8 protein-coding genes are annotated in these 11,256 nt (G+C 76.5%); 3 read left to right on the plus strand and 5 right to left on the minus strand.

The window, feature by feature from the left end; genetic code table 11:
* Positions 1-2 precede the first annotated feature (2 nt).
* From H7K62_RS08385 to H7K62_RS08400, 4 genes are read right to left on the minus strand one after another with little or no spacing between them, the layout of a single operon-like run.
* Complete coding sequence (locus tag H7K62_RS08385; RefSeq protein WP_186717450.1) at positions 3-1,454, minus strand: hypothetical protein; 1,452 nt, start codon at positions 1,452-1,454, stop codon at positions 3-5.
* 16 nt (positions 1,455-1,470) lie between these two features.
* Positions 1,471-2,409, minus strand: a complete 939-nt coding sequence (locus H7K62_RS08390; protein ID WP_186717451.1) for a hypothetical protein — start codon at positions 2,407-2,409, stop codon at positions 1,471-1,473.
* On the minus strand, positions 2,406-3,614 hold the full coding sequence (locus H7K62_RS08395) for a glycosyltransferase (RefSeq protein ID WP_186717452.1): 1,209 nt from the start codon (positions 3,612-3,614) through the stop codon (positions 2,406-2,408). The genes H7K62_RS08390 and H7K62_RS08395 overlap by 4 nt, the downstream gene beginning before the upstream one ends.
* Positions 3,611-4,840 carry a glycosyltransferase gene (locus H7K62_RS08400; protein WP_186717453.1) on the minus strand — a complete coding sequence of 410 codons (1,230 nt, stop codon included), beginning with the start codon at positions 4,838-4,840 and terminating at the stop codon, positions 3,611-3,613. Before H7K62_RS08400 ends, H7K62_RS08395 begins: the two co-directional genes overlap by 4 nt.
* A gap of 302 nt (positions 4,841-5,142) precedes the next feature.
* On the opposite strand from H7K62_RS08400, the gene H7K62_RS23685 reads away from it, so the two are divergent.
* From H7K62_RS23685 to H7K62_RS23690, 3 genes are read left to right on the plus strand one after another with little or no spacing between them, the layout of a single operon-like run.
* Complete coding sequence (locus tag H7K62_RS23685) at positions 5,143-7,530, plus strand: cell wall-binding repeat-containing protein (RefSeq protein ID WP_186717454.1); 2,388 nt, start codon at positions 5,143-5,145, stop codon at positions 7,528-7,530.
* Positions 7,531-7,561: 31 nt separating this feature from the next.
* A complete protein-coding gene (locus tag H7K62_RS08410) occupies positions 7,562-8,725 on the plus strand; it encodes a glycosyltransferase family 4 protein (protein ID WP_186717455.1) in 1,164 nt (387 codons plus the stop codon).
* Positions 8,722-10,134: a lipopolysaccharide biosynthesis protein gene (locus H7K62_RS23690; RefSeq protein WP_186717456.1), complete on the plus strand. Its 1,413-nt coding sequence runs from the start codon at positions 8,722-8,724 to the stop codon at positions 10,132-10,134. The genes H7K62_RS08410 and H7K62_RS23690 overlap by 4 nt, the downstream gene beginning before the upstream one ends.
* Before the next feature lie 24 nt (positions 10,135-10,158).
* On the opposite strand, the gene H7K62_RS08420 is transcribed toward H7K62_RS23690, so the two are convergent.
* Entirely contained in the window at positions 10,159-11,127 is a 969-nt protein-coding gene (locus H7K62_RS08420; RefSeq protein ID WP_186717457.1) for a glycosyltransferase family 2 protein, read from the minus strand.
* Positions 11,128-11,256: the final 129 nt, after the last annotated feature.

Below are 11,256 nucleotides of genomic sequence, written 5' to 3' on the forward strand. Positions count from 1 at the left end.
GCTCAGGCCCCGGGCAGCGCGGTGAGGTCCACCACGCGGCGCTCGTCCTGGGGCCCGTCCACCAGCGCCATCAGCGAGCACCACAGCGCCACGCCGAGCACGCCGACCAGCGCGTTGTTGAAGACGAAGGTGACGGGCACCGCGGCGAGCAGGGCGGCCGCCCCGCGCGCCTCGGGCGGGGTGCGGCGCTGCACGGCGAGGACCAGCGAGAACGTGCTGATGACGAGCACCGCCCCGAGCGGGCCGCCGTAGGTGCGCAGCACCTCCAGGTACCCGGAGTCGCTGTTGGCGAAGCGCTGGTCGGCCGCGGCGTCGCGCCGCACCGCCGTGCCCGTCGAGGCCAGGCCCGCCCCGGAGACCGAGGTGAGGCTGGGGAGCACCTGCGCGGACTGGAAGGCGATCCGGGCCTGGAAGCTCTCGTCCTGCGAGCCGGAGCTCACCGACTTGTCCACCCGCTCCACCACGGGCGCCAGCGTCGGCCCGGCGGTGGGCAGGAGGGCGATGACGACGACCACCACCACGGCCAGCCGCTCCACCCGGACCCAGCCGCGCAGGCACGCCAGCAGCACCCCGAGGAGGACCGCCACCCATGCGGCGCGCACGAGGGTGAGCCCCAGGCAGGACAGCCCCACCGCCAGCGCGAGCCAGCCGAGCACCCCCAGGCGCCGGCGCAGCGCGAGCCAGAGCACCGCGAGGCTGAGGAAGGCGGCCAGCGAGACGGGGTCGTTGACGGTGCTGAACACGCGGATGCCCAGCGGCTCGGGGTAGCCGAAGCTGCTGGCGACGTCGGCGACGTCCCGGAGCCACTGGCGGTCCCACTGCGGCGCCACGAGGAACTGCACCACGCCGTACCCCCCGACGAGCAGGCAGCCCCACACGGCGAAGCGGTCCACCAGCACCACCCGCCGCGCGCGCGGCAGGAGCACCAGGGCGCTCACGCCCAGCGCCAGCGGTGCGGCGGCCTGCAGGAAGGCCAGCGCGACGGCGGGCACCGGGCGCCCGACGAGCACGCCGACCCCGGCGCCGTACGCCAGCAGCACCGAGAGCAGCACCGCCAGCCAGCGGACCCGGGGAGGCACCGGCAGCTGCGGCCAGGCGCGGCGCGCGGCGACCGCGGCCGGCACGAGGCACAGCACGGAGACCGCCAGCGGGGCCACCAGCACGAGGCTGTCGGGGTGGAACCCGCTGACCATGTCCACGACGCGGCGGACCCCGGGGGCCAGCAGCCACGTCCACAGGGCCAGCTCCACCACCCGCTCGGGGGCGGTGCGCCGCCAGCTCAGCGAGAGCGCGGCCGAGCCCCCGGTGTAGACGAGGGGGGCGAGCGCCCCGAAGGGCGGGTAGACCAGGCACAGCACCGCCGTGAGGAGGGCCAGCGCGAGGGCGGCGAGCATCCCCCCGGCGGGCAGCAGCAGCGGCCGCTCCGCAGCGGCCGCTGCCGGGGGCGCCTCCACCGCGGTCCCCGCGGCGTCAGCGCGCAGGGCGGGGCTCCCGTCGGCGCTCGAGCACCCGCAGCACGACGAGCAGGGCGACCGTGCCGCCCAGCAGGCCGCCGATGAGGCCCGTCTGCAGCGGCGACAGACCGGTGCTCTCGAGGTCCGGGGCGGAGTCGACGAGGGCCACGTTGACCGGCAGGCTCGCCAGCGACGCCTGGAGGCGCTGCTCCTGCTGGGCGGCGGTGCGCTGCTGCTCGGCGAAGGAGTCACGCTGGCTGCTCTGTCGCTGCAGGGCGTCGCTGCGCTCGTCCGCGGGCAGCGCCGCCAGGGCGGCGTCGAGGGCGGCCAGCGCCTCCGTCGCGGCCTGGGCGCTGCCCTGCGCGCCGGCGAGGGCGCCCTGCAGCTGGCCGCGCTGCTTGTCGGCGACCATGGCGAAGTAGCCGTCGACGTAGGCGGTGACGGCGCGGGAGGCCTGCTCCTGCGTGGGCTGCACGGTGGAGACCGTGATGACGTCGCTGTTCTGGGCGCTCGCCACCGAGGCCCGGCCCAGGTCGAGACCGGTGGCACGGCTGGCGGCCTGGGCGACGGCGGCGCTGCCGAGCATCGTCTGCTGGGTGGCCACCTCGCGGTCGGTCACCTCGAAGACCTGCAGGTCTCCGGTGAGGCTGACGTTCGAGTCGACCAGCACGTCGAGGCTGGCGCTGACCTGCCGGGGGTTGAGCACCCCGTAGACGACGCCGACGCCGAGCCCCAGCACCGCGCCCGCTGCCACGGCGGCGACGGCCCGGCGCACCAGCGGGGTGGCCAGGCGTCGCAGGGCGCTCTGCGACCGCTGGAGCGGGGTGGGGGGGCTGGCGTGCTCGTGCAGGGTCGGTCCCTCGTGGTCGGTGGACGGCTGGGCGGCGGGAGACGCAGCGGGGACCGCGGCGGGGGTCGCGGCCCGGACCGGCGCGCGGTCGTGGGTGGTGCTCACGGGAGGACCTCCTGGGAGCGGGCGGCTCGGCCGCCACGCCCGGTGCGGTGGGGCTCGGCGGGGCGCGGAGACCTCAGGTCGACGGTGATCGGCGCGGTGGCGCCGCTGCGCCCATCGTCCGGCAGCGAGGCCAGGACCTGGCGGACGGCGGCGACGAACGCGTCCGTGCCGTGCCGGCGGCCGCGGGCGGCGATGGCGTTCCGGTCCCACCCGTGCGCGGCGGCCCGGTCCAGGGCGCGGCGCAGGTGCTCGGGGCGCTGCTCGGTGAAGAAGGTGCCCGTCTCCCCCTCGGCCACCGTCTCGGCGGCGCCCCCGGCGGCCAGGGCCACGCTCGGGGTCCCGCAGGCCATGCTCTCCACCGGGACCAGCCCGAAGTCGTCCTCGCTGGGGAAGATGACCGCCTGGGCGCCGCGGTAGAGGGCGGCCAGCTCGTGGTCGCGCTGCCAGCCCCGGAACTCCACGTTGGCCGGGGCGGAGGCCTCCAGGCGCGCCCGGTCACGGCCCTCGCCGGCCACGACCAGGCGGTGCGGAGACCCGCGGAAGGCCTCGATGGTCATCTCGAGCCGCTTGTAGGGCTCGACGATGCGACCGACCCACAGGTAGTACGGGTGCTCGGTGTCGACTCCCGTGCCGGGGTGGAAGACGGCGGTGTCGATGGGCGGGCTGATGACGGGCGCGGTGCGCCCGTAGTAGCGGTGGATGCGGTCGGCCACGGCCCGGCTGGAGGCGATGTACGCGGCGGCTGACCGCGCGCCGGCGAGGTCGCTGGCGCGCAGCCGGCGGGCCACGGCCTCCAGGAGGGTGCGCTGCACGCGCGAGGCGTGGGCGGAGTAGCTGTCGTAGCCGCTCCACACCTGCCGCAGCGGCGTGTGGCAGTAGACGACCCGGCGGCCTCGCACCGGCACGAGGTGCGCGAAGGCGTAGCTGGAGCAGATGGCGTCCCCCTCGAGGGGGCGCCGGCGGCGCAGCAGCGCCGGGTACAGCGGCGCCAGCGACCGGTAGGTCGACTCGGCCATCCGGTCCGCGGGGACGACGGTGCGCCACCCCCCGTCGATGCCCATCCCGTCGAGCACGCTGCTGCGCCCGCCGATGGCGAGCAGGGGCGCCCCCGGCACCACGCGGTTGGCCAGCACCTGCGTGACGCGCTCGGCGCCGGCGTGGACGTAGGCGAAGTCGTGGACCACGGTCCACCGCTGGTCGGTCATCTGCTGCTCCTCCGTGAGCGACGCCCCCCGGCGCACTCGTCGTACACGGCTTCCAACTGGCGGGCGATGGGTGCGGCGGCGAAGTCGGCGCTGCGCCGGGCGGCCGCACCTCCCAGCGCGGCCCTCAGGTCCCGGTCGTGGCGCAGGCGCCGCAGGGCTCCCGCCAGCGAGCTCACGTCCCGCGGCGTGAAGAGCAGGCCGTCCACGCCGTCCGTGACGATCTCGGCGGGACCACCCTCCCGGGAGGCGACCACCGCGAGGCCGGCCGCCATCCCCTCCACCACGACCTGGCCGAAGGGCTCGGGGATGACCGAAGCGTGCACCAGGACGTCCAGCTCCGCCAGAGCCCCCGGCACATCCCGCACGAAGCCGGCGAAGCGCACGCGCCCGGCCAGGCCCAGCTCGTCAGCCAGATCGTGCAGGGACCGGGCGTACTCGTCCTCGCCGAACAGCGCCGAGCCCAGCACGACGCCGCGCACGGCCGGGTCCTGCCCGAACGCCTCGGCGAACGCCCGCAGGAAGAGGTCCTGCCCCTTCCAGGGGGACAGGCGCCCGACCATGCCGACCACGAGCTCCGGCGCCGGCTCGCCGGTGGCAGCGGTGGCAGCGGTGGCAGCGCGCAGGCGGCGCTGCTCGAGCACCACGGAGAACGCCTCGAGGTCGACCGGGTTGGCCAGCACGGGCGAGGTGCTGCGCGGCGTGCGCGCACCCGGCAGGGAGGCCAGCGTGGAGCGGGAGTTGGCCACCACCAGCCGCGGCAGCCAGCGCGCGGCGGCGCGGACCACCGCGACGGCGGCGGCGGGCATGAACTCGGGGGCGGTGCGGTCGTGGGCGTGCCAGAGGTGGGGACGGCGGGCCAGGCGCGCGGCCACCCCGCCGTAGAGGTGGGCCTTGTTCGAGCTGGTGTGCACCACGTCCACGCCGAGGCGGCGCAGGTGGCGCGAGAGCACCACCACGTGCACCAGCACGCCCAGCGCCGCTCGCAGCGGCAGCCGCCGCGCGTCGAGCGCGTCACGCCGGAGGTCGCCGCTGGCGCGCGCCAGGGGCACCACCTCGACCTGGAGGCCCGCGCCGCGCGCCTGCTCCACCAGCGGCCCGTCCTCCCCGAGGACGAGCACCACGCGGGCCGCCTCGACGCTGGGGAGGAGCCGCAGCAGGGACAGCTCGGCGCCGGACAGCGCCGCGCTGTGCGTGAGCACGGCGACGTTCAGCCGCTGGTAGGTCACCCGGCCCCCCCTGGGTCGTCCCTCGTCGCCGTGAGGCTATCCGGGTGAACGGGTGCCGGATGACCCGTGATCACGACGGGCGGGTCGCGCGGGGGCCTGAGCGCGACTCCCCTCACCCGCACGAGTGACCCCGCTCGGCGCAGCGCTGGACCCACGGTGTCCGGGTGCTGACGCCGCGTAACGACCGGTCCACCTCCACCGTCCCACTTCGGGCAGATCGCCCTCGCCCCGGCGGTGGGTCGCCTAGCCTGGCGGGTGCTGGCACTGGTAGGGGGGCCGGCCAGCGACCACCGGGAGGCGCAGTGCGCGCTCGCACGACGACCGCTGCGCTCAGCGCGCTGGTCGCCCTCGCTGCGGGGTCCCTCGGCGTGGTGCTCGACAGCCGCTCGGCGGCCCCGGGACCGTCCGCGCCCGCCACCACCTCCGCCGTCACGGCCGCGGCGGACGCCTCGGTGCCGGTCGAGACCACCCCCGCCGCCGACTTCGTGGACTCGGTGGGCGTCAACGCGCACTGGCACTTCACCGACACCCCGTACGTGGCGCAGTACGCCCGCGTGAAGCAGATGATCGTGGACGCCGGCATCACGCGCGTGCGGGGAGACGCCGACCGCGCCGCGGACCTGTTCGCCTCCGGTGTGCGCACCACGGCCGTCATCGACGTCGCCGGGGGCCCCGACCCCGCCCGCCAGGTGGCGGCGCTGGCACCTGCCGCGGCCAGCGGCGCCGTCACGGCGGTGGAGGGTCCCAACGAGGGGGACCTGTTCTGGACCAAGAACGGGACCACGTACCGCGGCCAGCCGTTCCCCGCCGGCGTGGTCGCCTGGCAGAAGGACCTCTACGCCGCGGTGCAGGCCCTGCCCGCCGCCGGGCGCCCCGACGTCATCGCCCCCAGCCTGGGTGGCACCTACTGGGACGGCTCCCAGCCCTACGGCACGGGCACCTTCACGGGCTCGGCCGACTACGGCAGCTTCCACCCCTACCCGGGGCCCAACACGCACACGGCCCCCACGCCGTACGCGGGGCTCGACAGGTACTACTGGCAGTCGGACTTCCCGTCGATCGCCCTGGACAGGTACCCGTGGAACTTCGTCAACAACCGGCCGCCCTACGGCGACATGCCGATGGTCGCCACCGAGACCGGCTACTCGACGTACCGCTTCGGGCCGTCCGAGGTGGTCCAGGGCCGCTACACGCCGCGCCTGTTCCTCGAGGACTACCGCCTCGGCATCCCGCAGACGTACGCCTACGAGTTCCTGGACAAGTACTCCGACCCGGGCGGTGGTGAGCGCGAGGCCCACTTCGGGCTGGTGCGCCACGACCTGACGCCCAAACCCGCCTACTACGCCGTGCAGTCGCTCCTGCGGGTCATGGCCGACTCGGGCACCCCGGGCGCCGCGGGCGCCGCCGAGACGCCGGAGGCGCGCATCGCGGTGACGCCGCCCGCCGGGTACGACCCGGCGCAGCTGCACCACGTGGCGGTGCGCAAGAGCGACGGCACCCTCGTGGTCGCGCTGTGGCACGAGGTGACCGCGGACGACGCCAGCGGGCCGAGCAAGGACCCCCAGCAGCCGGTCCGGCAGGTCGAGCAGCCCCCGATGGACGTCACGGTCACCCTGAGCAGCGGGGCTGACCGCGCGACGGTGCAGACGATCGACGACGCCGGCCACCTGCAGGACACCTCGGCCCGCCTCAGCGGCGGCTCGCTGGGCTTCTCGGTGCCCGACCGCGTCACCTTCCTCACCGTGCCCCCGAGCGGCGGGACCGACCCCGCCCCGGCGGTGCGGGTGGCCGGCGACGACCGCGTGGCCACGTCCGTGGCGGTCTCGCAGGACCAGGCCTCCGTGACCGGGACCGAGCGCGCCCCGGCGGCCGTGCTGGCCGTCAGCGACGACTTCCCCGACGCCGTGGCCGGTGGTGCGCTGGCCCGGTCGGTGGGCGGGCCGCTGCTGCTGACGCCCCGGGGACAGCTGGACGACCGCGTGGCGCGCGAGCTGCAGCGCCGGGTCGACCCCGGCGGCACGGTGCACCTGGTGGGTGGTCAGAGCGCCCTCGGCGCGGGCGTCGCGGACGCGGTGGCGCGGCTGGGCCTGCAGGTGGACCGGGTGGCGGGCGCCGACCGCTACGCCACCGCGGCGGCGCTGCGCCGGGCGGTGGGGGCGCGTCCCAGCTGCGACCTGGTGCTCGCCAGCGGCACGGACTTCCCCGACGCGGCCTCCGCCGCCGGGCTGGTGACGCCCCAGCGGCCGCTGCTGCTGACCCGCGGGGCGCGCCTGCCGTCAGCCACCGGAGACGTCCTGCGCGAGTGCGCAGCCTCCGGCGGCGGCGCGGTGACCGCCGTGGGCGGCCCCGCGGCGTCCGCCCTGGAGTCGGCCGGGGCGCTCCCGGGGGTCACCGTCCGGGTGCTGCGGGGCGCGGACCGCTACGCCACGGCCGCGAAGGTGCTCGCCACCGCCGGCTGCGCGGGGGGCTCCTCGCGCCTGGTGCTCACCAGCGGCGAGGCGTTCCCCGACGCCGCCGTCGGCGCGACCTACGGGTGGCCGGTGCTGCTGACCCCCTCGCGGAGGATCCCGTCCGACGTCCTCACGGGCCTGTCGAGCTGCGGTGGCGTGAGCCGGCTCACAGTGGTCGGGGGTTCGTCCGCCGTCACGAGGGCCGTCGTGGTGGATGCTGTGGGAGCCCTCGCGCGCTGACGCGCTCCCACCCGACCCGCCGGAGGTGCGCGTGCTGCGCGTTGCTGCCCTGCTGAGCTGCGACACCTTCGAGGACTTCTACGAGGACGGGCTCGGCTGGACCCGCGAGGACTACCTCGCGCGCTACCGCAACGACTGGGCCTGGGAGTACGCGCGCCAGCTGCGCGAGCAGGGCGTGGAGCTGCTGCTGTACGCGGCCACCCGCGGCCGTCCCGCCGCGGTGACCACCGAGGACGGCTTCCGGGTGCGCTTCGTGCGCGCGCGGCCGGGGTGGGTGCGGGTCAACCGCGCTCTCGGGCCGGTCATCCGGACCGCGCCGCTGCGCTGGGCGTCCGAGGCCGGCTGGGGGCTGGCGGTGCGCCGAGACCTGCTCCGCCTGCTGGCGGAGGACGACGTCGACGTGCTCTACCTCCAGGAGTACTGGACGGGGCGGTTCGACGTGCTCAGCCGCCTCCCCCTGCCCGTGGTGGGCGCGGACCACGGCGGCACCGCGCACCACCAGCTGACGCTGCTCAAGCGGCGCTCGTTCCGGCGCGCGGCCGCCCTGACCTCGCAGACGGCGCAGGAGGTGGCGAGCGCGGCGCGCTTCGGCGCCCGGCCGGTGCTGCTCGCCAACGGCGTGGACACCGCCTTCTTCTCCCCCGGCCCCGGGGGCGCGCAGGCCCCGCGGGAGCGCCGGCTGCTGCACGTGGCCCGCCTGGTGGACCACCACAAGCGGACGACGACGGTGGTGCGCGCGCTCGCCCACCTGCCCGGCTGGCACCTCGACGTGGTGGGCAGCGGCCCGGACGAGCAGCTCGTGCGCGACGTCGTGCGGGCCGAGGGACTGGAAGGCCGCGTGGTGCTGCACGGCTTCGTCACCGACCGCGAGCGCCTGCGCGACCTGCACCGGGGGGCCGCCGCCCTGGTGCAGCCCTCCAGCCACGAGGCGCGGCTGCTGGCGGCGCTGGAGGCCATGGCGTGCGGGACCCCGTGCGTGCTCTCCGACATCCCCGTCTTCCGCGACCTGGTCGACGACGGCGTGGACGGCGCCCTGTGCACCGAGGCCACGCCGGAGGGGGTGGCCGCGGCGGTCCGCCGGGTCGAGCAGGGGGGCGCCGCGGTCCGCTCGGCGGCGCTGGCGCGGGTGCGGGGCAGCGCCTCGTGGTCGGCGGTGGCGCCGCAGCTGGCCGACCTGCTGCGGAGCGTCGCGTGAGCGGCGCCCGCCCCGTGGGCGACGTCCCCTCGGTCCCGCCGCCCGACCCGGTCCCCGTCGAGGGGGCGGAGGACGTGGAGGGGGCGGAGGAGGTCGCGGCGCGGCCGGGCCCCCGGGCCCGTGGGTCCGCGCACGCCGTCATCACGACCATCCTCGCCAACTTCGCGCTGCCGGCGTCGGCGATCATCACCGCGCCGATCCTCGCGCGGGCGCTGGGCCCTGACGACCGCGGCGTGCTGGTGGCGGTCTGCGCGCCGGTGAACCTCGCGGTGCTGCTGCTGGCCGCCGGCCAGTGGGACGCCAGCTCCTTCTTCGGCGCCGACCGCTCGCGCACGACGCGCGCGGTCCTGCTGCGCTCGGGGGCCATCAGCGCCGCCGCCGCCGTGGTGGGCGTGGTCGGGCTGCTGCTGCTCGGCCCGGTGCTGCTGCGCCAGCACCCCGGCACGATGGCGCTGTACACGGGGCTGGTGCTGCTGCTGCTCGTGTACATGCCGGCCAACACGGTGCGCGGGCTGGTCCTGGGGCGCGGTGACTTCGGCGCGCTGAACCTCGAGAAGTGGAGCGCCGTGGGCACCCGCCTGGTGCTCATCGTGGTGCTGGCCCTGACCGGCTCGCTCACCGTGGGCTCCGCGGCGTGGGTGACGCAGGGGACCGTCGCGCTAGCGGTGCTGGCGCTGCTGGTCTCGTTCCGGCGCGGCGGCCGCGGCCGCGCCGCACCGGGGGCGCACCGGACCACCACGCTGCGCGAGGTGGCCAGCTACGGCAGCCGGGTGTGGGTGGGCGGCCTGAGCGTGGTGCTCATCTACCGCGCCGACCAGGTGATCATGACGCCGCTCACGGCGGCGGCCCAGCTGGGCTACTACTCGGTGGCCGTGGCGGTGGCCGAGGTGCCGACCGCCGCGTTCGCGGCGCTGCGCGACATCGCCTTCTCCCGCACCGCGAGCCGGTCCGCCGACGACTTCATCCCCCGCTCGTGCCGGCTGGCGGTGCTGCTGGGCATCCCGTGCGTGGCCGTCGCCGTCCTGGCGGCTCCGCTGCTGGTCCGCGTGGTCTTCGGCGCCGACTTCGGCCCGGCCGCGCCGATGATGCAGGTGCTGCTGGTGGCGTCGCTGCCGGCCGGCCTCGCGAGCGTGTGCGGGGCGGGGCTGAACGCCCTCGACCGCCCGGGCACGCTGAGCGCCGTGCAGGCCGGCGTCGCCGTCCTCAACGTGGCCCTGACGTTCGCGCTGGTTCCCTCGATGGGAGGCATGGGCGCGGCCGTCGCCACGCTGGTGGCGTTCGCGGTGCTCACCGGCGTGACGCTGGGCCTGTACTGCCGCCTGTCGCACCACCGCGTCGGTGAGCTGCTGGTGCCGCGCGCGGACGACGCGCGGGCGCTGGTGGCGCTGCTGCGCCGCGCCCCCGCCTGAGACGGCCCGCGGGGGCGGCGGACCTCACATCTCGTGGCGGTGCGCTGACGGGTCGTAGAACCGGTGCCAGACGCGGTGCGCCAGAGCGATGGCCGGCTGCGGCAGGACGCTGAGCACGAGCAGCACGGCGGTGCGCGGCCGCAGCGCCGCGCGGTCGGTGCGCACGGCGCGCACCAGGTCGCGGCGGGCGTCCGCCGTGCGCGACTTGCGCACGTACGCGCCGGCCCGGGCCACCAGGCAGCGCGCCAGCAGCTGGCGGCGGGCGCTCTCGTGGCGGGGGTCGGGGAAGGTGTAGCGGTCCCACACCGTGACGAGCGCGGTGCGGTGGGCGATCTCGTCCCCCACGATCTGCCCGGAGTGGATGCGGTAGCGCACCAGCGGGGACTCGACGTAGTGCACGCGCCACCCGGCGCGGGCGGCGTCGAGGAACATCGTGAGGTCCGCCGCGTCCACCTGCGGCCAGGGGCGGGTGTTGGCGGCCAGCGCCTCGCGGCGGAACACCGCCGCGGTGGGCAGGATCATCTGCTCGGCGCGGGTCAGCAGCGCCGCCACGGAGTCGGGCTGGGGGCCGGGCACGAGGTGGGAGGGGCGGCGGCCCAGCGGGCGGCCCTCCTCGTCGATCTCGAGGGCGCCGGTGATGACCACGCCCACGGTGGGGTCGGCGTCGAGCACCTGCACCGCGCTGCGCAGGTAGCCCGGGTCCCACCCGTCGTCGTCGTGCATGAAGGCGACGTGGTCGCCCGTGGAGGTGTCGATGGCGCGGCAGTGGTTGTCGGCCATGCCGAGGTTGCGCTCGTTGGCGGAGTAGCGCACGCGCGGGTCGGCGGCGGCCTCCACCGCGGGGCGCAGCGCGCCGCCGCTGTTGTCGGTGACCACCACCTCGAGGTCAGCCTCGGTCTGGGCGAGCACGCTGTCGAGCGCCTCGCGCAGGTAGTGGCTGTCCCGGTGGGCCGGCATGCACACGCTGACCCTGGGACGTCCGCTGTCGGCCACCGGTGGCTCCTCGAGGCGCGCGAGGTCCCCGTGCGCCCCCGCTGGTGCCGGTCATGAGACCACAGCGATCTTGAGCCCCCTGACGCGGGACTGCGCTGTTCGGGTGACCCCGCGGCGCTGCCCCGCGAC

Source organism: Quadrisphaera sp. RL12-1S (assembly GCF_014270065.1).
Taxonomy (GTDB): Bacteria; Actinomycetota; Actinomycetes; order Actinomycetales; family Quadrisphaeraceae; genus Quadrisphaera.

Coding starts and splice junctions, on each gene's coding strand:
- H7K62_RS08395 (WP_186717452.1), bottom strand. CDS start 3,614: ATGACCGACCAGCGGTGGACCGTGGTCCACGACTTCGCCTACGTCCAC.